At 67.1% G+C, this 22322-nt stretch carries 20 protein-coding genes and 1 pseudogene; 10 read left to right on the forward strand and 11 right to left on the reverse strand.

Annotation, left to right across the window (positions count from 1 at the left end; genetic code table 11):
* The first annotated feature begins 2 nt into the window (after positions 1-2).
* Positions 3-1274: an APC family permease gene (locus EXE63_RS31275; RefSeq protein WP_234904340.1), complete on the forward strand. Its 1272-nt coding sequence runs from the start codon at positions 3-5 to the stop codon at positions 1272-1274.
* Here the strand turns inward: EXE63_RS31275 and EXE63_RS31280 are convergent.
* Positions 1260-2474, reverse strand: a pseudogene (locus tag EXE63_RS31280) (cation:proton antiporter domain-containing protein); the annotation flags it as partial. The gene EXE63_RS31275 and the pseudogene EXE63_RS31280 overlap by 15 nt on opposite strands.
* Positions 2475-2541: 67 nt before the next feature.
* Between EXE63_RS31280 and EXE63_RS31285 the strand changes: the two are divergent.
* Entirely contained in the window at positions 2542-3960 is a 1419-nt protein-coding gene (locus tag EXE63_RS31285; protein ID WP_168145177.1) for a DUF2254 domain-containing protein, read from the forward strand.
* Positions 3961-4062: 102 nt separating this feature from the next.
* Positions 4063-4452, forward strand: coding sequence for a hypothetical protein (locus EXE63_RS31290; RefSeq protein WP_234904341.1), 390 nt, complete (start codon positions 4063-4065; stop codon positions 4450-4452).
* A 145-nt stretch (positions 4453-4597) separates the two neighbouring features.
* Here EXE63_RS31290 and EXE63_RS31295 read toward each other — a convergent pair whose 3' ends face one another.
* From EXE63_RS31295 to EXE63_RS31305, 3 genes are read right to left on the reverse strand one after another with little or no spacing between them, the layout of a single operon-like run.
* The gene (locus tag EXE63_RS31295) at positions 4598-5077 is read right to left on the reverse strand and encodes a lipoprotein LpqH (protein ID WP_168145178.1); all 480 of its coding nucleotides are present in this window, start codon (positions 5075-5077) and stop codon (positions 4598-4600) included.
* A 42-nt stretch (positions 5078-5119) separates the two neighbouring features.
* Positions 5120-6379, reverse strand: coding sequence for a histidine--tRNA ligase (gene hisS, locus EXE63_RS31300; RefSeq protein WP_168145179.1), 1260 nt, complete (start codon positions 6377-6379; stop codon positions 5120-5122).
* Positions 6380-6388: 9 nt separating this feature from the next.
* Complete coding sequence (locus EXE63_RS31305; protein ID WP_168145180.1) at positions 6389-7069, reverse strand: MBL fold metallo-hydrolase; 681 nt, start codon at positions 7067-7069, stop codon at positions 6389-6391.
* A gap of 137 nt (positions 7070-7206) precedes the next feature.
* Here EXE63_RS31305 and EXE63_RS31310 point away from each other — a divergent pair, with 137 nt between their 5' ends.
* Positions 7207-8082: a peptidylprolyl isomerase gene (locus tag EXE63_RS31310; RefSeq protein ID WP_168145181.1), complete on the forward strand. Its 876-nt coding sequence runs from the start codon at positions 7207-7209 to the stop codon at positions 8080-8082.
* 4 nt (positions 8083-8086) lie between these two features.
* Positions 8087-9070: a peptidylprolyl isomerase gene (locus EXE63_RS31315; protein WP_168145182.1), complete on the forward strand. Its 984-nt coding sequence runs from the start codon at positions 8087-8089 to the stop codon at positions 9068-9070.
* A gap of 10 nt (positions 9071-9080) precedes the next feature.
* Here EXE63_RS31315 and EXE63_RS31320 read toward each other — a convergent pair whose 3' ends face one another.
* Entirely contained in the window at positions 9081-9374 is a 294-nt protein-coding gene (locus EXE63_RS31320) for a DUF4333 domain-containing protein (protein WP_234904342.1), read from the reverse strand.
* 148 nt (positions 9375-9522) lie between these two features.
* Between EXE63_RS31320 and ehuB the strand changes: the two genes are divergently transcribed.
* From ehuB to ehuA, 4 genes are read left to right on the forward strand one after another with little or no spacing between them, the layout of a single operon-like run.
* Positions 9523-10404, forward strand: coding sequence for an ectoine/hydroxyectoine ABC transporter substrate-binding protein EhuB (gene ehuB, locus EXE63_RS31325; protein ID WP_168145183.1), 882 nt, complete (start codon positions 9523-9525; stop codon positions 10402-10404).
* 12 nt (positions 10405-10416) lie between these two features.
* A complete protein-coding gene (gene ehuC / locus EXE63_RS31330) occupies positions 10417-11139 on the forward strand; it encodes an ectoine/hydroxyectoine ABC transporter permease subunit EhuC (protein ID WP_168145184.1) in 723 nt (240 codons plus the stop codon).
* Positions 11136-11795 (forward strand): ectoine/hydroxyectoine ABC transporter permease subunit EhuD, encoded by a 660-nt coding sequence (gene ehuD, locus EXE63_RS31335; RefSeq protein ID WP_168145185.1) that lies wholly within the window; start codon positions 11136-11138, stop codon positions 11793-11795. Before ehuC ends, ehuD begins: the two co-directional genes overlap by 4 nt.
* A 1-nt stretch (position 11796) precedes the next feature.
* Entirely contained in the window at positions 11797-12561 is a 765-nt protein-coding gene (gene ehuA / locus EXE63_RS31340; RefSeq protein WP_168145186.1) for an ectoine/hydroxyectoine ABC transporter ATP-binding protein EhuA, read from the forward strand.
* On the opposite strand, the gene EXE63_RS31345 is transcribed toward ehuA, so the two are convergent.
* From EXE63_RS31345 to yajC, 6 genes are all read right to left on the reverse strand, one after another.
* On the reverse strand, positions 12558-14894 hold the full coding sequence (locus EXE63_RS31345) for a RelA/SpoT family protein (RefSeq protein ID WP_168145187.1): 2337 nt from the start codon (positions 14892-14894) through the stop codon (positions 12558-12560). The two genes, ehuA and EXE63_RS31345, sit on opposite strands and share 4 nt — an antisense overlap.
* Positions 14895-14960: 66 nt before the next feature.
* Complete coding sequence (locus EXE63_RS31350) at positions 14961-15497, reverse strand: adenine phosphoribosyltransferase (RefSeq protein ID WP_168145188.1); 537 nt, start codon at positions 15495-15497, stop codon at positions 14961-14963.
* Between the two features lie 19 nt (positions 15498-15516).
* Positions 15517-17160, reverse strand: a complete 1644-nt coding sequence (locus EXE63_RS31355) for an ABC transporter substrate-binding protein (protein ID WP_210000166.1) — start codon at positions 17158-17160, stop codon at positions 15517-15519.
* An 11-nt stretch (positions 17161-17171) separates the two neighbouring features.
* Positions 17172-18413 carry a protein translocase subunit SecF gene (secF, locus tag EXE63_RS31360; protein WP_168145190.1) on the reverse strand — a complete coding sequence of 414 codons (1242 nt, stop codon included), beginning with the start codon at positions 18411-18413 and terminating at the stop codon, positions 17172-17174.
* 3 nt (positions 18414-18416) lie between these two features.
* Positions 18417-20228, reverse strand: a complete 1812-nt coding sequence (secD, locus tag EXE63_RS31365) for a protein translocase subunit SecD (RefSeq protein WP_168145191.1) — start codon at positions 20226-20228, stop codon at positions 18417-18419.
* A gap of 101 nt (positions 20229-20329) precedes the next feature.
* A complete protein-coding gene (gene yajC, locus EXE63_RS31370) occupies positions 20330-20689 on the reverse strand; it encodes a preprotein translocase subunit YajC (RefSeq protein ID WP_168145192.1) in 360 nt (119 codons plus the stop codon).
* A 268-nt stretch (positions 20690-20957) separates the two neighbouring features.
* Here yajC and gabT point away from each other — a divergent pair, with 268 nt between their 5' ends.
* Entirely contained in the window at positions 20958-22301 is a 1344-nt protein-coding gene (gene gabT / locus EXE63_RS31375) for a 4-aminobutyrate--2-oxoglutarate transaminase (protein ID WP_168145193.1), read from the forward strand.
* The last annotated feature ends 21 nt before the right edge of the window (positions 22302-22322 follow it).

Raw genomic sequence — 22322 nt, forward strand, 5'->3', positions numbered from 1 at the left:
CGTTGACGGGTTCGGTTGCGCTGGGAACCGGGGTGATGATCGGCGCAGGAATTTTTGCGCTGATCGGGCAGGTCGCTGAGTTCGCGGGCTCGGCTGTGCCGTGGGCGTTTCTCGCAGCGGCGGTGGTGGTGGCATTCAGCTCCTACTCCTACATCCGCTACTCGAGCACCAATCCGTCATCGGGCGGCATCGCGATGCTGCTCAAGGCCGCCTACGGGCCGGGAGTGGTGGCCGGAACGTTCTCGCTTTTCATGTACGTATCGATGGTGCTGGCCGAAGGCCTGCTCGCGCGGACATTCGGTACGTATCTGCTGCGCCCGTTCGACATGCAGGGCTCGGCGGTATGGGTCGCGGCACTCGCGGTGGCCGCGATCGTCGCTGCCGCCACGGTCAATCTGGTGGGCAACACCGTGGTGGAATCGGCGGTGACGGTGACCGCGGTGGTGAAACTGGTCGGCATCGCCGTGATGGCGGTCGCCGGTATCGCGGCCACCGGCATCTCAGCGCTGCCCCGATCGCTCAGCGGCAATGACCAGCCCTCCTCGAGCCACGGCTGGTGGGGATTTCTCGCCGGCGTCGCGTTGTGCATCCTCGCCTACAAGGGTTTCACCACGATCACCAATCAAGGCGACGATATCCGGGACCCGCAGCGAAACATTGCCCGCTCCATAGTGATCGCCATCGGTGTGTGCACGCTCATCTATCTGCTGCTGGCCGTCGCGGTGGCCGGCAGCCTCTCGGTGCCCGAGATCCTTCGCGCCCGCGACTACGCTCTGGCAGAGGCGGCCGCCCCGCTCTTCGGCCCCGCGGGCGTCTGGTTGACCGTCGGCATCGCCATCGTGGCCACGGTGTCGGGCCTGGTCGCGAGCCTGTTCGCGGTGTCGAGGCTCTACGACATGCTTCGGGACATGGGCCAGGTGCCGGGCTTACCCGACAGCGTGACTCGACAGTCGCTACTCATCACCTCGGCCCTCGCGATCGGAACGGCCACGGCATTCGATCTCGGCCGGATCGCCGCGCTCGGCGCGATGCTCTATCTGTCGATGGACATCGCCATCCATTGGGGGATGATCCGTCATCTCAGGTGTGACGTCGATATCAAACTCTGGGTGCCGGCGGGAGCGATCGCGCTCGACCTTCTCGTGCTGGTTCCGTTCGTGGTGATGGTTTTCCGCACGAACCCGACGACACTCGCCATCACGGTTGCCGTCGCCGTCGTGATCGCACTGGCGCAGTGGATCACGGTGCGCCATCGAACGCCCGCCCGCGGGTGACGCCGCGGCCCGTCGATAGAGCACGCGACCGAACACCCCGGTGACTCCGAACGCGACCGTGCTGGCCGCCAACACCAGCGATCCCGCGGCCAGAACCTGCTCGTCCGCCCCGCATCGTTCGGCCTCCATTGTCAGGTAGAACAACGCCGACACTCCGACCGGCCCGAACCACCCCAGATACAACGCATCGGGGGTCCGCAGGCGCAGCGGCCCCTTCATGAGCAGCACGATGGGGACCCGCCGCAGTACAAGAACCGACATCACTAAAACCGCTCCCGGCCAACCGAATTCGCGCCACTGCTGCCATGGCAGAGCAGCGCCGAAAAGCACGAACAGCGGCAACACCGCGAATCTGTTGACTGCCTCGTCTATCGGCACCTCCGACGCGCGTTCGCTGCCGGTGCCCACGAAATTGAAGGCGACCCCGCCGACAAAGACCGCGAGCACGCCGTCGACCTTCACCAGTCCGGCCGCACCGAGCAGCCCCAACGCGAGCACTACGGTGAAGAACAGCGCGGGTGCGCTGGATGTCGCGCCGTGGCGCGCGCCGAGACGAAGCGCCTTGCCGCCCAGCCAGCCGACTCCTGCGCCGAGCACCACAGCACCGCCGACCTGCCACAGTGATTCGGCGAATGCGGCGCCCGGGCCCAGAGGGCCGGCGACCGCGACCGCGACCAGAACAAGGGGCAACGCCAGACCATCGTTGGAGCCGGATTCGAGGGACAACAGTTGACGATCGCGCGCCGGCAGGTCCCTCTCGGCCGCCTCCCCCGTCACGACGCTGGACGCCAGAACGGGATCGGTCGGACTGATCGCCGCTCCGAAGAGCGCAGCCGCCGCCAGTGGCATGCCGAGGATGGCCCACCCCAGGCCTGCCGACACCAGGGCCATCGTCGGCAGCACGATCAGCACAAGGATCGCGATCGCCCGACCGTGCCGACGGATGTCACCGAAGGGATAACGCAACGCCACCGCCATCACGGAGATCGCCAGCAGGATTCTGCTCATCTCGTGTAGCAAGGACTGCTCGGCGACCAACGTCGACATGGTCAACAGGCCCGAGACCTGCGGCCCCAGCACGACCCCGGCCGCCAGACCGAGCAGCGGTTCGGAAATCGGCAGGTGACGCATCTTGGCTGACATCGTCGCCACGATGACCCCGAGTAGACCGACGGTCGCAAGCACGGTATCGAGTTCCACGAAGCAGGGGTTCCCGCTGCGGCCAACCGCAAGCGTCGATTTCGCAGCGGATCCTATGCTCGTGGTCATGAACCACCCGGATGTCCGCGCCCATGACAGCGGTGCGAACACCCGCAGCCGGCCCGGCGTGCTCGCCGCCGTCAAGCAGCGTCGCACCAGACTTGTCGACGCGTGGCGCAGCCGGCTGTGGCCGGTGCCCGCACTGGGCGTGGTGGCGGCGATCTTCGCCGGCGTCGCGCTACCCGAACTCGACAGTGCGCTCGATCAGCAGATGCCGCCGGTCCTGTCGAGCTACCTGTTCGGTGGAGGGGCCGACGCGGCCAGGGAAGTGCTCGGCGCCGTCGCGACCTCGCTCATCACCGTGACCTCGCTGACGTTCTCGCTGACCGTCGTCACGCTGCAGTTGGCCAGCAGTCAGTACACACCGCGGTTGCTGCGGACATTCGCATCGGATCGGTTCGTCCAGCGCACGCTTGCACTCTTCTTGGCCACCTTCGTCTACGCGCTCACGGTGCTGCGGACCGTTCGCAACGACAGCGACTCCGGGGCGGAGTTCGTCCCGCAGATCGCGGTGACCGTCGCCTATCTGCTGGCCATGGTCAGCGTCCTGTGCCTGGTGCTGTTCCTGGGACATCTGGTCCGCCAGATCCGCATCGAGACGATGCTCGATCACGTCTCGACCGACATCGAACACACCGCCCGCCGGATGCTGGATCCGCTCGATGACGGCACGGGCGAGGACTTTGCGCCCTTCCCGCCCGCCGATGCGGCGACCGTCACCGCTCGATCGTCGGGCTTCCTCGTCGAGGTCGACGAGCAGGCACTGCTGGCGGCAGCGGTGGACGCCGACGCGATTGTCTGGATCGACCGGCCGGTCGGGACGGACATCCAGGCGGGGGTCCCCGTCGCGCTGTGCTGGCCGGCGCGCCCGTCGGGCGGCCTCGGGGACGATCGGCTGACCGCGCTGCGCGAGCGGGTTTCCGGCGCACTGTGCACCGGCATCGAGCGCACCGCGACCCAGGACATCGGCTATGGGCTTCGCCAGCTGACCGATGTGGTGGTGCGTGCCCTGAGCCCCGGTATCAACGATCCCACCACCGCCATCCACGGGCTGAACTCCTGCAGCGCGACCCTGTGCGCACTCGCCGGGTACCGCCTGGGGCGACGAACGCTGCGCGACGAACAGGACGTGGTGCGGGTGGTGCTGGCGCGACCGGACCTGCCCGACCTGCTCGACCTGGTCTGCAATCAACCCCGGATCTACGGTGCCAGCGACCCCGCGGTACTGGCCAGATTGCTGTCGATGTTGCGCGAACTCGCGTGGGTGGTGGTGTTGCCGACCGACCGTGAGGCGATCGCCGACCGGCTGGTGCGACTGGAAAATGCCGTCGCGGCAGAGCGCTTCGACCCGGCCGACCGCCGACGCCTGGATCAGCTCGCCCACCTCGTTCGCGAGGCTCTCGACCGCCGCTGGCCCGCCGGCTGAGCGGAGGAACAGCAGTAATTTGGCGGACCAGGTATCAACGCGGTCCAGCCGGGTAACCCATGGCCGAACAGGAATGGAGATTTACCCGACGGAAGGAAAGCCATGCGAACCCCTCGGTTCCGTAACACCGGTTCGGTGTCGGCAGGCACCGTGGCGCTGATGATGCTCATGGGCGGATGCAGCAACGACGCCCCGACCGCGGATTCTTCCAACCGCGGCTCCGGAACGGACACCGAGGACACCTCGGTGGAGAACGCCTACATCGTGCCGGCCTACGTCCCCGGCAGCTGCGCGATGCAGGTCGACGCCGGTGGCGTCATGCGCTTCACCGTCACCAACAACCGTCCCGCCGACACCGAGCGACTACTCGGGTTGTCGATGTCTGCGGCCGAACACGCGTCCATCCCCGCCCCCGCCGACATTCCGCCCAGTCGACCGTCGGCTTCGGCGAACCGAACGTCGGCGACGCACGCAACCCGGCGGTACGCCTGAAGCGGTTGGACGCAGACCTACGTCCGGCCATGTCGGCGGACGTGACGTTTCACTTCGAGCGAAGCGGCGATCTGACCATGCCGGTGCCGGTCGAGGCATGTCCGGTCCAGGCTCCGTGAATATCGGGTGACCTGGCGGCCGCCTGCTAGCAGTCCGTCCGGATCTCGTAGTCGGCAGTGGTGGTCTCGGCAGGATCGTCGTCATAAGAACCGGTGGCGGTTCCTGAGATCGTGAACGTACCGTCGACGACCTCGGCGTCGACCCGCACGTCGGTGGCGGCCGACGGTGTCGCACCGGTGGTGTTCCAGGAGCTCCCGGTGAAGCCGCCCAGACTCTGCAGCCGAACCAATCGCCCATCCACGGTGGCGCCGGTCCGAACCTGCGCGGTGAAGCCCGGCTCGTCCTGTGTCGACTCGATGAACCACACCCATTGGACCTGCTCGCACGCGACGGCCAGTCGTTCTTCGACCTCAGTGCCGTTGATCAGCACGCGGGCGGTGTGGGTCCCCAGCGCTTGGTAGTCACTGGCGCAGCCGGCGACCAGAACAGTCACGGCCAATGCCGACAGCGGCGCCGCGAGTGCCACCCGGTGCCGCTGTCCCGCAGCCGGCATGTGTGTGTCCATGTAAGGGGGGTACCCGCGCACGGCCAGGCCACACGCTATTCGTCAGCCCAATCGGGCACGCACCTCGGCGGCCACCGCGTCGATCGCGATGTCGACCTGCTCGCCGGTGCCGAGGTCCTTCACCCCGACGGTGCCCGCCTCGATGTCGCGGTCCCCTGCCACCAGTGCGATCGCGGCACCCGATCGGTCAGCGCCACGCATCGAGGCCTTGAGGCTGCGGTCACCGTAGGACAGATCGACACGAATACCGTTGGCGCGCAACGCAGCAGCCAGCTTCGCCAATTCGAGCTTGGCGGTCTCCCCCAGCGGCACGCCGTACACGTCGACCCGGTTGGCGGCGCCGACGGTCTTGCCCTCGGCCTTGAGCGCCAGCAGCGTGCGGTCGACCCCGAGCCCGAATCCGATACCGGACAGATCCTGCCCGCCGAGCTGGCTCATCAGGCCGTCGTAGCGTCCACCGCCGCCGATACCGGACTGGGCGCCCAGTCCGTCGTGCACGAACTCGAAGGTGGTCTTGGTGTAGTAGTCCAGCCCACGCACCATTCGCGGGTTCACCACATAGGGCACTCCGAGAGCGTCCAGGTGGGCCAGCACGGTCTCGAAGTGTGCCTTGGCGACATCGGAGAGGTGATCGAGCATCAGCGGCGCTGCGGCGGTCATCTCCCGGACCGCGGGACGCTTGTCGTCGAGCACCCGCAGCGGGTTGATCTCCGCGCGGCGGCGGGTCTCCTCGTCGAGATCGAGTGTGAACAGGAACTCCTGCAACAACTCCCGGTACTGCGGCCGGCACGTCTCGTCGCCGAGCGAGGTGATCTCCAGGCGGAAGCCGTCCAGCCCGAGGGACCGGAAGCCGCCGTCGGCCACGGCGATCACCTCGGCGTCGAGCGCCGGATCATCGACGCCGATGGCCTCCACCCCGACCTGCTGCAGCTGGCGGTAGCGACCCGCCTGCGGGCGCTCGTACCGGAAGAACGGGCCCGCATAGCAGAGCTTGACCGGCAACTGCCCGCGGTCCAGGCCGTGCTCGATGACCGCGCGCATGACACCGGCGGTGCCCTCCGGCCGCAGCGTCACCGACCGCTCACCGCGGTCGGCGAAGGTGTACATCTCCTTGCTGACCACGTCGGTGGACTCGCCGACGCCGCGGGCGAACAGCGCAGTGTCCTCGAAGATCGGCAACTCGACATCGCCGTATCCGGCGCGCCGGGCAGCGCCCAGCAGGCCGTCACGCACCGCCACGAATGCGGCGGAGTCGGGCGGCAGATAGTCCGGCACGCCCTTCGGCGCCCTGAAATCAGTCACGGTATTCACTCACAGAGTCAGACCTTCGAGGAATGGATTGGTTCGGCGTTCGATGCCGATGGTGGATTTTTCACCGTGGCCCGGTAGTACCACGGTGTCGTCGTCGAGCACCAACAGTTTTGTCACGATCGAGGTCAACAGCTGACGGCCGCTACCGCCGAGCAGATCACTTCGCCCGATCGCACCCTTGAACAAGGTGTCACCGGTGAACGTCATCCCGTCGCACCGGAAGCAGACCGATCCCGGCGTGTGTCCGGGCGTGTGGTCCACCGTCACGGCGATACCGCCCAGGTCGAGCTGCATGCCGTCCTCGGCCAGCTCGATGACCTGGCGTGGTTCGGAGAAGAACGCGGACACCGCGCGCTTACCGAACCCCAGCATCAGCGACTGCGCTCGTCCGGCCGCATTGAGATCCATGATCGGATCGGTGAGCATCGCGCGGTCCTGCGGATGGATGTACACCGGGCAGCCATAGGTGTCGGCCACCTTCTGCGCCGACCACATGTGGTCGATGTGACCGTGGGTCAGCAGTACCGCGGCCGGGGTGAGCCGGTGCTCGTCGAGGATGGCACGCAACCGGCCGAACGCCGACTGACCGGGGTCGACGATGACGGCGTCGGCTCCGGCGTGTGGGGCCAGCACGTAGCAGTTGCACGCCAGCACCCCCGCGGGGAATCCGGTGATCAACACCGGGCAAGTTTCCCACGACCACTTTCCCGACCGGTATTCGCGCGGGTCGCACGGCCGCCACTCAGAAACGCCTGGCACACTCGGTGCCGATGTGAACGCGCGGCCGACGCTGCGCAGACCCGAGGAGGACAGCGGCGGTGCCGACCAACGAACAGCGACGGGCAGCGGCCAAACGCAAGCTCGAGCGCCAACTCGAACGCCGGGAGCAGCGGGCCAAGAGGCAACGTCTGATCACCATCATCGCCTCGGTGACCGGTGTGCTCGTGGTGGTCGGCGCGGTGGTGGCCACCGTGGTCATCACCAGCAAGGACTCGCCGGAGACCACGTCCGCTTCGACGACCACCAGCCTGGACCCGACGGCCCCGCAGCCCGCCTCAGATGGCACGCTGCCGCCCTTCGTGGCGCCGGCCGGTCTCGGCCAGGACTGCCAGTATCCGGCGGCGGGCGAGGCCAGCAGGAAGGTCGATCCGCCGCGCACCGGCAAGATCCCGATGGACGAGGCCGAGATCAGCGTCAGCATGGCCACCGACCAGGGCAACATCGGCCTGATGCTGAACAACGCCCAGGCGCCGTGCACCTCCAACAGCTTCGCCAGCCTGGCCGGGCAGGGCTACTTCAACGACACCCCCTGCCACCGGTTGACCACCAGCGACAGCCTGTCGGTCCTGCAGTGCGGTGACCCGACCGGCCAGGGCACCGGCGGCCCGGGCTACGAATTCGCCAACGAGTACCCGACCAACCAGTACCAGCCGGACAACCCGGCGCTGCAGCAGCCGGTGCTCTACCCGCGCGGCACGTTGGCCATGGCCAACGCCGGCGCCGGTACCAACGGCAGCCAGTTCTTCCTGGTCTACAAGGATTCGCAGTTGCCGCCGAACTACACCGTGTTCGGCACCATCGACGAAACCGGTCTGGCCACCCTGGACAAGATCGCCGGTGCCGGGGTGGAGGGCGGCGGCCAGGACGGCCCGCCGGCCACCAAGGTTCAGGTGAAGACGATTCAGCTGGACTGAGTCGATGAGCGTCCCGCCGTACGGGTCCTATCCGCCCGGCTACCCACCGGCGTACGGCTATCCGCCTCCGCCGAGGCCGACCAATGCGCTTGCCATCGCCTCGCTCATCTGTGCATTCCTGCTCGCGCCGCTGGGCGTCGTGTTCGGCCACATCTCGCTGTCCCAGATCAAGCGCAGTGGTGAGGACGGGCGGGGGCTGGCCATCGCCGGTTTGGTGATCGGGTATCTGCTCACCGTGCTGGGCGCGCTGGTGTTGGTGTTCACGTTCGTGGTGACGCGGGCGATCGTCGAGGACATCCGCCAGTACGACCCGGCCTCGCCGGGCTACACCGCCGCGCCGGGCATCGCCGCCGAAGAGCTGCCGCCGTTCGCACCGCGTACCGCGCCAGGCTCCAACTGCCAGTACCTCGCGACCTCGGAGCCCGCCGCCAGGCCGGTCGCGCCGCCGAGGATGGGCCGGGTACCGACGACGCCGGCGACCGTGACCGGCGTGATCACCACCGACCGCGGGGCGATCGGGGTGCGGCTGAACAACGCGCAGGCCCCGTGCACGGTCAACAACTTCGCCAGCCTGGCGCAGAAGGGCTACTTCAACGGCACCGACTGTCACCGGCTGACCACTTCCGCCGAGCTCGGGGTGCTGCAGTGCGGCGACCCGCTGGGTACCGGCAAGGGCGGGCCGGGCTATCAGTTTCCCAACGAGTACCCGACCAACCAGTACCGGCTGACAGATCCCGCGATGAAGATCCCGGTGATCTATCCCCGTGGCACCCTGGCCATGGCCAATGCCGGGCCCGGCACCAACGGCAGCCAGTTCTTCCTGGTGTACCAGGACTCCGAACTACCGCCCACCTACACGGTGTTCGGCACCATCGACGACGCCGGGCTCGCGGTGCTGGACAAGATCGCCGCCGGCGGCGTCGGTGACGGCAGCGATGACGGCGAACCGGCCACCCCGGTCACCATCGAGACGGTGCGGGTGCAGTGAGCGCGGTGGGTCAGCTGTCCTTCAGCTTGGACTGGATATAGAACTCGACGTTCTCACCCTCGACCTTGGTGACCTTGACTCCTGCGACGTAGTCGCCGTCCGGACCGGTGAACGTGCATTCGAACTCGGTGCCCGCCTCCGCCTTGACGCCGTCCGGGCAAGCAACATCCGTCGGGGTGAAACCGGTCTCCTTGGAGACCAGGTCGGTCACCGATTGCGCGGCGCCCTCGGGCTTGATGGTGGACCCGCAGCCGACCAGCAGCATCGCCACAGCGGCGCCGATCACGGCAAAAGCAGTACGCACCCAGCGATTATCGCAGACCGCAGCGCTGCGGGGTGGCGTCTGCGGCACGCCGGGCGAACCGGAAAGTTTTGACCTCAACCGATGATCGGCATACCTTCGATGCGAACTGTGGGTCGAAACTGATGTGAACGTGGCGCGAGGACTGACGATGATCAATTGGACACGGCGGGATCTGTTCAGAGCGGGCGCGGCGACCGGAGCGGCCGCGTTACTGGCGGCATGCAGCAAGGTGCCCGAAGCCGGTGAGGGCGGAACCCTGCAACGGATCAAGGATGCCGGCACCGTCAAGATCGGCATTGCCGGTGAGGTGCCGTACGGGTACACCGAGAACGGTGAGGTCACCGGTGAGGCCCCCGAGGTCGCCCGGGCCGTCTTCAGGGCGATGGGTATCGACCAGGTGGAAGCAACCCAGGTGGAGTTCGGGCAGCTCATCCCGGCATTGAACGCCAGCCAGTACGACATGGTTGCCGCCGGTATGGCGATACTGCCGGACCGGTGCGCCAACGCGCAGTTCTCCGCCGTCGACTACGTGACTCCGACCGCGCTGTTGGTGCCCGCCGGAAATCCCCAGCAGGTGAACAACTTCGACGATGTGAAAGCCAAGGGCGTGCCCATCGCCGTGCTGTCGGGCACTGTGGAGGAGGCCGTAGCCCGCGATCTCAGCATCCCGGCCGGCGATATTCAGCCCTACGAAGGCCAGCCGGAGTTGTTCCAGGCGTTGCTCGACCAGCGGGCCTACTGCGGGGCGCTCACCGATATCTCGCTGCGCCGGTTACTGGCCGACAATCCCGGGACTCCGTTGGAGATCACCGAGGGATTCGTGCCGGTGGTCGGCGGCAGGGAGCAGATCCAGGCCGGCGGTTTCGTTTTCCGCAAGGGCGACGACGAACTCGTGTCGCAATTCAACACCGAGCTGACCAAGCTGCAGGACAGCGGCGGCTGGCTGGAGATTGTGGCGCCGTTCGGATTCACCGCCGACAACCTGGTGCCCGAGGGTGTCACTACCGAGGAACTCTGCAAGGCCCCCTGAGCCGGCCGCCGTATGTTCGACAACCTCGGGTATTTCGTCGACACCATTGCCCGCGGGCTGCTACTGACCGTCGAGGCGACCGTCGGCGGTATCCTCATCGCCACCGTGCTCTCCTTCGCCGCCGGGTTGGCGATGCTGTCACGGTCCAGGATCATCCGGTCGCTCGCCCGCATCTACGTCGAAGTGTGGCGTGGCACCTCCGAAGTCGTGCAGTTGATGTGGATTTACTTCGTGCTTCCGGTGCTGGTGGGCTATCAGATCGTGCCGCTGGTTGCCGGCATCGCGGTGCTCGGGCTGAACCACGGCGCGTACGGTGCCGAGATCGTGCGCGGTGCCGTCCAGTCCGTGCCGCGAGCTCAGTATGAGGGCTGCATCGCACTGAATCTCACTCCAGCCCAACGGATGCGGCGCGTCATACTGCCGCAGGCACTGGTCGAGATGGTGCCGCCGTTCAACAATCTGTTCATCCAGCTGCTCAAGAGCAGTGCGCTGCTGACCATGATCACGGTGCATGAGATGACCTATCAGGCGCGCGAGGTGCTGATCAACAACTTCATCTCGGAGGCGGCGCTGATCTGGACGCTGGTGCTGTTGTTCTATCTGGCGCTTGCGGTCACCATCACCTTCGGGATGCGCGACCTCGAACGCCGCGCAGCACGCCTGGTGGGCCGCGAGCTCCCGCGCCGCCGACTATTCGCCAGACCGGGCAAGGTCCCAGAACGGTCGGTCCGATGATCTGGGACTGGGACTACGCACGGGAAGTGCTGCCCATCATCGTGGTCGACGGTCTGCGCACCACACTCGTGGCGACCGTGCTGGGCTCCATCATGGCCTACTCGCTCGGACTGGCACTGGCCCTGCTGCGCACGGTGCCCAACCGCCTGGTCAGCACCCCGGTATGGGCCTTTATCGAATTCGTGCGCAGCACACCACTGTTGGTGCAGATCTTCTTCTTCTTCTTCGTCCTTCCCAGCTTCGGTGTGAAATTCGACCCGCTGACCACCGGTATCGTCGCGATCGGACTGCATTACTCCACCTACACCGCCGAGGTTTACCGGGCCGGCATCGAGGCGGTGCCGCGCGGTCAGTGGGAGGCGACCGTGGCGCTGAGCCTGCCGGTCCGGCGCACCTGGACCGCGGTGATCCTGCCGCAGGCCATCCCGCGGGTGCTGCCCGCTCTCGGCAACTACACGATCTCGATGCTCAAGGAGACTCCCCTGCTGTTGATGATCGGTGTTCTCGACATCGTGGGCGTCGCCAACCAGGTTGGCTCGCGGGCCTTCCGGTATGTCGAGCCCATCACCATTGCCGGTGTCCTGTTCCTGGTGCTGAGCTACTCGGCGTCACTGCTCGTTCGATGGTTGGAGAGGCGTGTCAGCTACAGCAACTGAGATGATCGAATTCGCGGGCGTGCACAAACGGTTCGCCGATCACGTGGTGCTCGAGCACCTCGACCTGAAAGTCCGGCCTGGCGAGTTCGTCAGCCTGATCGGTCCGAGCGGCTCCGGGAAGACCACGATTCTGCGACTCCTGATGACGCTGGAACGGGTCAGCGAGGGCCGGATCTACCTGGACGGCACCTGCTTGAGCCACATGTCGCGCAAGGGCCGCGAGATCCCGGCCGACGAGGGCCACCTCCGGGCACTGCGCAAACGGATCGGCATGGTGTTCCAGCAGTTCAACCTCTTCCCGAACATGAAAGTGCTGCAGAACATCACCGAGGCGCCCAGACATGCGCTGGGATTGCCCACCGATGAAGCCGAGGACCGCGCACGCCGCCTGCTGGACCTGGTCGGGCTGGCCGACAAGGCGGGGGCGCATCCCTCCGAGTTGTCCGGCGGACAGCAGCAACGGGTGGCGATCGCGCGCGCACTGGCGATGCAACCCGATGTGCTGCTGCTCGACGAGGTGACCTCGGCGCTGGACCCCGAACTGGTGGCCGGTGTGCTGGCCCTGCTCAAGGACATCGCCGCAAGCACCGACATCACGTTCCTGTGTGTGACCCACGAGATGGATTTCGCCCGTGAGGTTTCGGATCGGGTGATGATGCTCGACCAGGGTCGGATCGTCGAGGACGGTACACCGGAGAAGTTGTTCACCGACCCCGAACAGCAGCGCACCCGCAGTTTTCTGCGCGCGGTGCTGGACCGGCGTTAGGCGGCGCTGGTGACCCGATACACGTCGTAGACACCCTCGACATTGCGCACCACGTTCAGCACGTGCCCGAGATGTTTCGGGTCACCCATCTCGAAGGTGAACCGGCTGATCGCCACCCGGTCGTTGGAGGTGGTCACCGACGCCGAGAGGATGTTGACCTTCTCGTCGGCGAGGACGCGGGTCACATCGGAGAGCAGACGGTGCCGGTCGAGTGCCTCCACCTGGATCGCGACCAGGAACACCGAGGACGGCGACGGCGCCCACTGCACCTCGATGATGCGCTCGGACTGGTCCTGCAGCGACTGCGCATTCGTGCAGTCGGTGCGGTGCACGCTGACGCCGCCGCCGCGGGTGACGAATCCCATGATGACGTCGCCGGGTACCGGGGTGCAGCACTTGGCCAGCTTGGTCAGCACCCCCGCCGCACCCGGCACGGACACGCCGACATCGTCGCTGGTGCGTTGCCGGACCGGCATGGTCGCCGGGGTGGACCGTTCGGCGATCTCATCCTCGGCCTCTTCGTCGCCGCCGAGCTGAGCCAGCAGTCGCTGCACCACATGGCGCGCCGAGGTGTGCCCCTCGCCGACCGCGGTGTAGAGCGCGGAGACGTCGGCATAGTGCAACTCGCGCGCGAGCGAGCTCATCGAATCGCCGTTCATCAACCGCTGCAACGGAAGTCCGCCGCGGCGCACCTCCTTGACGATCGCGTCCTTGCCGGCTTCCAGCGCCTCTTCGCGGCGCTCCTTGGCGAACCACTGCCGGATCTTGGCCTTGGCGCGCGGCGACACCACGAAGGTCTGCCAGTCCCGCGACGGCCCGGCGTTGGCCGCCTTGGAGGTGAAAACCTCGACCTGGTCCCCGTTTTCGAGTTTGCGTTCCAGCGCCACCAACCGGTGGTTCACCCGGGCCCCGATACAACGGTGGCCCACCTCGGTGTGCACGGCGTAGGCGAAGTCCACCGGCGTGGAGCCGGTGGGCAGGGTGACCACGTCCCCCTTGGGGGTGAAGACGAAGATCTCCTGCACGGCGAGGTCGTAGCGCAACGACTCCAGGAACTCACCGGGGTCAGCGGCTTCCCGCTGCCAGTCCAGGAGCTGGCGCATCCAGGCCATCTCGTCGATCTCGGTGGAGGTACCGCCCGCCGGTAAGCCGTTGCGCCCCTTGGCCTCCTTGTAGCGCCAGTGCGCGGCGATACCGAACTCGGCGGTGTCGTGCATCTCGTTGGTGCGGATCTGCACTTCCAGCGGTTTACCCTCGGGGCCGATCACCGTGGTGTGCAGCGACTGGTAGACGCCGTAGCGCGGCTGGGCGATGTAATCCTTGAAGCGGCCCGCCATCGGCTGCCACAACGAGTGCACCACACCCACGGCCGCGTAGCAGTCCCGCATGTCGTGACACAGAATCCGGACGCCCACCAGGTCGTGGATGTCGTCGAAGTCACGGCCCTTGACGATCATCTTCTGGTAGATCGACCAGTAGTGCTTGGGCCGGCCCTCCACCGAGGCATTGATCTTCATGGCGGCCAGCGATGAACCGATCTCGGCGCGCACCCGGGCCAGGTAGGTGTCGCGCGACGGGGCCCGGTCGGCCACCAGCCGTACGATCTCCTCATAGCGTTTGGGATGCAGGATCGCGAACGACAGATCCTCCAGCTCCCACTTGACCGTCGCCATTCCAAGCCGATGCGCCAGTGGCGCAATGACTTCCAGAGTCTCACGGGCTTTGCGCGCCTGCTTCTCCGGCGGCAGGAAGCGCATCGTCCGCATGTTGTGCAGCCGGTCGGCGACCTTGATCACCAGCACCCGTGGGTCACGCGCCATCGCGATGATCATCTTGCGGATGGTCTCGCCCTCGGCGGCGCTGCCAAGGGCCACCTTGTCGAGTTTGGTCACCCCGTCGACGAGATGGCCGACTTCGCTGCCGAAGTCGTCGGTCAGGGATTCCAACGAGTAGCCGGTGTCCTCCACGGTGTCGTGCAGCAACGCCGCCACCAGCGTGGTGGTGTCCATGCCCAGTTCGGCCAGGATGTTGGCGACCGCCAGCGGATGGGTGATGTAGGGGTCACCCGAGCGGCGCAGCTGGTCGGCGTGACGCTCCTCGGCGACATCGTAGGCGCGCTGCAGGATGGCCAGATCGGCCTTCGGGTGGAACTGCCGGTGCACCGCGACCAGCGGTTCGAGCACCGGGTTCACCAGGCTGCGCTGCGAGGTCATCCGGCGCGCCAGCCGCGCGCGGACGCGTCGCGATGCGCTGATCTTCGAGGTGTCCGGCGAGGTCACCTCGCCCGCGGGCGCGGGCGCGACGGCCTGGCCGTTGCCGGATTCGTCCGCCATGTTCACCTCCTAGCCGGTGGGAGTTCTCAGCCTGAAGTTCTCCGTCTGAAATTTCGACAATAGCCCTCAGTCGATGATGAGGCTGGTGACCTGCAGCGGTTGCACCGCGGCGCGTCCGTTCAACGCGGTCAGTTCGAGCACCACCGCGGCGCCGGTCACCCGGGCACCGCCCTTTTCCAGCACCTGGGCCGCCGCGACCAGCGTGCCGCCCGTCGCCAGCACATCGTCGATCACCAGAACGCTGCGGCCGGCCAGATCGATACCGTCGGCGGGGATCTCCAGCGTCGCCGACCCGTACTCCAGGTCGTACTGCACCGTGTGCACCGGCGGCGGCAGCTTGCCACCCTTTCGGACCGCCAGCACCCCGGTGCCCATCTTGAGCGCGACCGCGGCACCCAGGAGAAATCCCCGGGCATCCACCCCGGCGATCAGGTCCACCCCGTCGGCCACCTCGGCCAGCGCATCGGTGACGGCAGCCAGCCCACGCGGATCGGCCAGCACCGGGGTCAGATCCTTGAAATCGACGCCGGCGATCGGGAAGTCGGCGACATGACGGGTCAGGGCGCTGATGAGCGAGGCGGCTTCCTGCCTGCTGCCGCTCATGTCAGGGGACCAACGGGCTTCACGTCAGCGACCATCGGTCCATGTTCCATCCTGCTCCCCATCGGGTCGGGTTACTGCTGACAGCGCTCACCTGCTTGGAGGTGAGCAGAGTCCGCTGCTGACGGTACAGCGGCAGCGTCGGGACGTCGGCCCACAGGATCGGTCCGCTCTCCCCCAACAGGCGCGCCTGTTCCTTGGGGACCGTCGTCACCACCAGCGCGTCGATGATGCCGTCGATGCGCTCGTTGCTGTACCCGGACAGGTTGTTGCCGTTACCGGTGTGCAGGTCGTAGGCGTCCAGGGTCGACGAGCCCGTCGAGCCGCTGCCCGGGGCACCTCCGGTGCTGGCGATGAGCACGTCGATCGAGTTGTCGCGCAGGCTCAGCGGACCGACGGAATCGCCGGCGGCCTCGGTGACGGTGATCCCCGCGGCAGCACAGGCCTGGGCGATGGAACCGACGGTGGCGGCAAGTCGCGGGTTGGGGCTCTGATAGCCGATCCGGACGGTCAGCGGCTGGTTGTTCAGCGCCTGCCGCGCGCCCTCGATATTGGCGACGCTGAACTGCCCTGCCTCCCCCGCACTTTCGGCGGCCGAGACGGCGTCCTCGGTGGTGGGATTGAGCCGGGCGTTGGCGATCGGCACCTGCGCGTTGCGCGCGATGGTGTCTCGCGGTGTGCACAGCGACAAAGCACGCCGCGCCGGTGGTGCGGCCATCGGCCCCTGCGCCGAGTAGATCAGCTGCTCGATACCGGCCGATGCGGTGTCGGTGCGGGAGTACCCCGCGGGCAGGTTCAGGGTGCCCGCTGAGCCGGTCGAGATATCGACGACGTCGAAGGCCCCGCTGTTGATCCGGTCCTGGATATCGGCGCCGCGCGCCCACACCGTCACCCGCGGCGCGGCCGGCTTGGCGCCCCACCACTTGTCATTGGCCACCAGCACGACCGCGCCCTCCGCGGTCACCGAATCCACCTTGTACGGGCCGGAGGACGGCAGCCGCTTCAGGTCGACGTCGGCGCTCAGGTCCCAGGTCGAGTTCCAGGCCCGCGCAATGCGATCCAGGGCCCCGACATCGCTGGTCTGCACGGCGGTGGTGACTCCGCCGTCACCGAGGTCCAGCTCGTCGGCGAGCACATGCGAGGGCAGCATCGCGGTCGCCCCGAACAGCTGGCCGTAGTCCACGACGGCGCGGTCCTGGGCGAAGGACACCCGGGCCTTCTTCTGGCCCGGCACACAGTCGATCGTGGCGATATCGCGGTAGCCGGCGGTGCTGGCCGCATCGAAGGCCGGGAACCGGCCGGACTGCGCGGCCCAGGTCAGCACCATGTCATCGCAGGTGATCGGTTTGCCGTCGGAGTAGACGGCGTTGGCGTTGATCTCGTAGTCGAGCACCAACGGTGCGCGACCGACCACCGAGACCGTGCCGTAGTCACGGTCGCTGACGATCTGACCGTCCGGGCCGCGGTAGGTGAAGCCGGTGAGCACCCGGGCGAAGGCCTGCGGACCACCGGAGGCCGCGCCGGCCACCGAGTTGGTGTTGTAGGTGGTCAGCGATCCGTCGACGGCGTAGTCGATGACATCGTCGGAACCGGATGAGCAGCCCGCCAGCACCAAGCCCACCGACAGCGACAGCGCGGCCACCGCCGTGCCGGTCCGCTGGTTCACAGCCCGGGACACTAGGTCCGCCGTTTGCCCGACGGTCGGGTGGGCCGGTTCGGGCGCGCGCCGGGAGCGGGCTTGTCCGGTGCCGGTCCGGCAGGCGCGGTCACCGTCTTCGGCTCGTCGGCGGCACTCTCATCGACGGTGTCATCGTCGTCGATGTCGATATCGGCGTCGGCGCCCGTCTTGGCCGCTGCCGCGGCACGGCGCCGCATCACCCGCTTGGTGTGCTTGCTCACCAGCTCGGTGCGCTCCCGCAAACTCACCAGCAGCGGGGTGGCGAAATAGATCGAGGAGTAGGTACCGACGAGGACACCGACCAACTGCACGAGCGCCAGATCCTGCAGGGTGCCCACGCCGAGCAGCCAGACCGCGATGACCATCAGCGCGATGATCGGCAGCGCCGAGATGAGGCTGGTGTTGATCGAGCGCATGAACGTCTGGTTCACCGCGAGGTTGGCCTGTTCGGCGAAGGTCCGGCGGGTGGTGTGCTCGAAACCGTCGGTGTTCTCCTCGACCTTGTCGAACACGATGACGGTGTCATAGAGGGAGAAGCCCAGGATGGTCAGCAGGCCGATCACAGTGGCCGGCGACACTTCGAAACCCACCAACGCGTACACGCCCGCGGTGACGATCAGGTCGAAGAACAATGCCGCCAGCGCCGCAAGCGCCATGTACCGCTCGTAGCGCAGCGTGATGTAGATGGTGACGAGCACCAGGAACACCACCAGCGCGATGAGGGCCTTCTGGGTAATCTGCCCGCCCCAGGTCGAGGACACCGCCGAGTCGCTGATGGCCTGCTTGCTGGGCTCGCCGTTGGCACCCTTGGGCGCGAACGCATCGAACAGCGCGACGCGCAGCTTCTCGGTGTCCGCGTTGTCCAGCGTCTCGGTGCGGATCTGCACGGTGGCCGACGGGCCGTTGCCGACGATGACCACCGTCTCGGGCGGTTTGCCGAACGTGTCGCTGTAGACCGTCTCCACCTGTTCGGTGGTGGCCTGGCCCTTTGCGCCGTCGACCGGCATCGAGAACTTGGTGCCGCCCTCGAAGTCGATACCGAAGGTGAATCCGCGCACCAGCATGGCCAGCAGCGAGATGCCGACGATGACGCCACTGACGGCGTACCAGAGCTTGCGCTTGCCGATGACCTCGAAGGCGCCGGTTCCGGTGTAGAGGCGCACGAAGAAGCTGTGCTTCGGGGCCTCGCCGGACGCGGTCTCAGCCACGGTGGCCTCTTCCGAGGAGTGCTTGGCCGACATTGACTAACCCCGTCCTGTCGAGTGCACGGCACGCCGCTCGCGGGCGATCTGCTGAATCGCCCCGAGCCCGTTGTACGCCGGCTTGGCCAGCGTCGCGGACTTGGAGGTCAGGTACACCAGCGGCCAGGTCACCAGGAACACGACCAGGACGTCCAGGATGGTGGTCAGACCCAGCGTGAAGGCGAAGCCCTTCACCTGGCCGACGGCCAGGAAGTAGAGCACCGCGGCGGCCAGGAAGGTGACGGCGTTGCCGGACAGAATCGTCTTGCGGGCGCGGGCCCAACCGCGCGGCACCGCCGACCGGTACGAGCGGCCCTCGCGGATCTCGTCCTTGATGCGCTCGAAGAACACCACGAACGAGTCGGCGGTCGTCCCGATACCGATGATCAGACCTGCGATGCCGGCCAGGTCGAGCGTGTAGCCGATCCACCTACCGAGCAGCACCAGCAGGGCATAGGCCATGGCACCGGCCAGGATGAGCGACAGCGCGGTCAGCAGACCCAGCACCCGGTAGTAGAGCAGCGAATAGAGCAGCACCAGCGCCAGTCCCACCGCACCGGCGATCAACCCCGCCTTGAGCGAGGTCAAACCGAGTGTGGCCGAGACGGTTTCGGCTTCCGAGGACTCGAAGGACAGCGGCAGCGAGCCGTATTTGAGGACGTTGGCCAGCTCGCGCGCCGAGGCGTCGGTGAACTGTCCGGTGATCTGGGTGCGGCCACCGGGAATCGCCTCCTGGATCTCCGGGGCGCTGACCACCTGCGAGTCCAGCGTGAACGCGGTCTGGGTGCCGACGTTGGCGGCGGTGAAATCGGCCCAGGTCTGGGAGCCACCGCTCTTGAACTCGACATCGACGACGTAGTCACCGCGCTGCGGATCCAGTCCGGATCCGGCGGTCTTGATCTCTTCACCGCTCATGATCGACTTGTCGAGCAGGTACACGGTGTTGTGGTCCACCGAGCAGGTGACCAGCGGCAGGTTGGGATCGTCGTTGCCGGCGAGCACATCCTCCTCGTTGCAGCGGGTGGCCTGGAACTGCAGCGCCAGCAACTGGATGCTCTGGTCGGTGCTTTGGCGCAACTGCTTCTCGTCGGCGATGCGCTGAGCCAGGTCGGCATCCTCATCCGGTGCGCCGGGGGCAGCAGGAGGCTGGCCGGGAACGGGCGGCTGCCCGGGCGCCGGCGTGGGTGACGGCGACGGCGACGGCGACGGCGACGGCGACGGCGACGGTGCAGGCTCCAGCGGATAGGGACGCGGCTGGGCCGGCGGAGGTGCGGGTGCACCCGGCTCGGCGGCGGGTTCACCGGGAGTGCGGATCGGGGCCTCGGGCTCGGCCGGCGCCAGCAGCGGCGGCATGCCGGGGTCGCCGCCCGGCAGACCGGGCATGCCCGGCGCGCCTGCGGGGGGTGCCTGAGCGGCCGGATCGCCGGGAGCCTGCGCCGGCATGGCATGGATCACCGGGCGGATGTAGAGCCGTGCGGTCTGACCGAGGCTGCGGGCCTCGGAACCGTCATCGCCGGGAACGGTGATGACCAGGTTGTCGCCGTCGATGATGACCTCGGAGCCCGAGACGCCGAGCCCGTCCACGCGCGAGCTGATGATCTCCTGCGCCTGTAACAACGATTCCCGCGACGGCTGCGAGCCGTCCGGCGTGCGCGCGGTGAGAGTGACACGGGTGCCGCCCTGCAGATCGATGCCCAACTTCGGTTCGGCCTGCTTGTCCCCGGTCAGGAAGACCAGCAGGTAGACACCGACGAGAAGCACCATGAAGAGCGTCAGATAGCGGGCAGGGTGGACCGGCGCCGAAGACGAAGCCACGGTTCTTGGGTCTCCTTGAAACGATCAGGGGCGGGGATACTCAGCACTGCTCGGCTACACGATTGTGCAGCGCTACCGGGAGGGTACGCGGTGAAGCTGAGTCAGTTGCCGTCAGTCTTGGGTGCCGGCCTGTCGGTCAACTCCACGGCGCCGGACTCGTCTTCGTAGCTGTCGGTTTCGTCGTCTTCGTATTCGTCGTCATCGGCGTCCTCGATGCGGTCCCGGACGGCCAGCTTCATCCAGGTGGTGACGACGCCGGGGGCGATCTCGAGGTCGACGTGGTCGGCGGTGATACCGGCGATCGTGCCCTGCAGACCCGAGGTGGTGTGCACGCGATCGCCGATGGTCAGTGACTCGTGCAGATCGATGGTGGCCTGCATGGCCTTCTTCTGCCGGCGCGACGCGAAGAACATGAATGCGCCCATGATGAGGATGAGGGGCAGGAATACGACGAGGTCCATGAAACTGCTGTCCTTCGCGGTTGTTCAGCGGGTACGGCACACCAGTGTGCCATTACCGCTGCTCGCCTCCATCGGCTCACCCCTGCAGCTTCCGAGGGCGGGGGGCGACGTAACCCGTCTACTACACGGTGCTGAGCCAACCGAATTCGTGGCACAATTCCTTCCAATACACGTATTCCGAAGGTGTATCCCGTGCCAGCAGTGGTTTTCACCCGCATCCGCGGCCGGCGGATTAGGGTTTAGCCCACCCCCCGATCAGGAGTCAGCCGTGACTGCCGTCGAACAGACCCGTCATCTCGCCACCGCCATCCCAGGACCGAAGTCGTCGGCCCTGATCGACCGCAAGACCGCCGCGGTGTCCCGCGGTGTCGGCACCACGATGCCGGTCTATGCCGCCCGTGCCGGGGGCGGCATCGTCGAGGACGTCGACGGCAATCGGCTCATCGACCTGGGGTCGGGTATCGCGGTCACCACCATCGGCAACGCCGCGCCCCGGGTGGCCGAGGCGGTCGCCGCCCAGGCGGGCGAGTTCACCCATACCTGTTTCATGGTGACGCCCTACGAGCAGTACGTGGACGTCTGCGAACACCTCAACCGGCTGACCCCCGGTGCCGGCGAGAAACGTTCGGCGTTGTTCAACACCGGATCCGAGGCCGTCGAGAACGCGATCAAGATCGCCCGCTCCTACACCCGCAAGCAGGCGGTGGTGGCCTTCGACCACGCCTACCACGGCCGCACGAACCTCACGATGGCGCTGACCGCGAAGTCGATGCCCTATAAGAACGGGTTCGGCCCGTTCGCACCCGAGATCTACCGGGCGCCGCTGTCCTATCCGTTCCGGGACGCCGAGTTCGGCAAGGAACTGGCCACCGACGGTGAACTGGCCGCCCGGCGCGCGATCAGCGTGATCGACAAGCAGGTCGGGGCGGACAACCTGGCCGCCGTCATCATCGAGCCGATCCAGGGTGAGGGCGGATTCATCGTTCCCGCCCAGGGCTTCCTGGCCACCCTGCTGGCCTGGTGCCGGGACAACGATGTCGTGTTCATCGCCGACGAGGTGCAGACCGGGTTCGCCCGTACCGGGGCGATGTTCGCCTGCGAGCACGAAGGGATCGAGCCGGACCTGATCGTCACCGCCAAGGGCATCGCCGGCGGCCTGCCGCTGTCCGCGGTCACCGGCCGCGCCGACATCATGGATGCCCCGCACGTCTCCGGCCTGGGCGGCACCTACGGCGGCAACCCGGTCGCCTGCGCGGCAGCCCTGGCGACCATCGAAACCATCGAATCCGACGGTCTCGTGGAGCGCGCGGCTGCGATCGAGACGCTGATGAAGGATCGGTTGCACCAGTTGCAGGCCGATGACGACCGGATCGGCGATGTGCGCGGGCGCGGCGCGATGATCGCGGTGGAACTCGTCAAGCCCGGCGGTATCGAGCCCGATGCCGAGCTGACGAAGGCGCTGTGCGCGGCCGCCCACTCCCAGGGGGTCATCGTGTTGTCCTGCGGCACCTACGGAAACGTGCTGCGTTTCCTGCCGCCGCTGGCGATCAGCGACGAGTTGCTCAACGAGGGTCTGGACGTACTGGCGGCTGCGCTCAAGGAACTCGCGTAACCGGTTTCCCCGCGGTCAGAA

The organism is Mycolicibacterium frederiksbergense (assembly GCF_012223425.1).
Classification (GTDB): Bacteria; Actinomycetota; Actinomycetes; order Mycobacteriales; family Mycobacteriaceae; genus Mycobacterium; species Mycobacterium frederiksbergense.

Excerpts from the sequence above, each read along its gene's own strand:
- EXE63_RS31285 (WP_168145177.1), top strand. The coding sequence starts at position 2,542 with ATGAACCACCCGGATGTCCGCGCCCATGACAGCGGTGCGAACACCCGC.
- EXE63_RS31290 (WP_234904341.1), top strand. The coding sequence starts at position 4,063 with ATGCGAACCCCTCGGTTCCGTAACACCGGTTCGGTGTCGGCAGGCACC.
- EXE63_RS31295 (WP_168145178.1), bottom strand. The coding sequence starts at position 5,077 with ATGGACACACACATGCCGGCTGCGGGACAGCGGCACCGGGTGGCACTC.
- EXE63_RS31315 (WP_168145182.1), top strand. The coding sequence starts at position 8,087 with ATGAGCGTCCCGCCGTACGGGTCCTATCCGCCCGGCTACCCACCGGCG.
- ehuB (WP_168145183.1), top strand. The coding sequence starts at position 9,523 with ATGATCAATTGGACACGGCGGGATCTGTTCAGAGCGGGCGCGGCGACC.
- ehuC (WP_168145184.1), top strand. The coding sequence starts at position 10,417 with ATGTTCGACAACCTCGGGTATTTCGTCGACACCATTGCCCGCGGGCTG.
- ehuD (WP_168145185.1), top strand. The coding sequence starts at position 11,136 with ATGATCTGGGACTGGGACTACGCACGGGAAGTGCTGCCCATCATCGTG.
- ehuA (WP_168145186.1), top strand. The coding sequence starts at position 11,797 with ATGATCGAATTCGCGGGCGTGCACAAACGGTTCGCCGATCACGTGGTG.
- EXE63_RS31345 (WP_168145187.1), bottom strand. The coding sequence starts at position 14,894 with ATGGCGGACGAATCCGGCAACGGCCAGGCCGTCGCGCCCGCGCCCGCG.
- EXE63_RS31350 (WP_168145188.1), bottom strand. The coding sequence starts at position 15,497 with ATGAGCGGCAGCAGGCAGGAAGCCGCCTCGCTCATCAGCGCCCTGACC.
- secF (WP_168145190.1), bottom strand. The coding sequence starts at position 18,413 with ATGTCGGCCAAGCACTCCTCGGAAGAGGCCACCGTGGCTGAGACCGCG.
- yajC (WP_168145192.1), bottom strand. The coding sequence starts at position 20,689 with ATGGACCTCGTCGTATTCCTGCCCCTCATCCTCATCATGGGCGCATTC.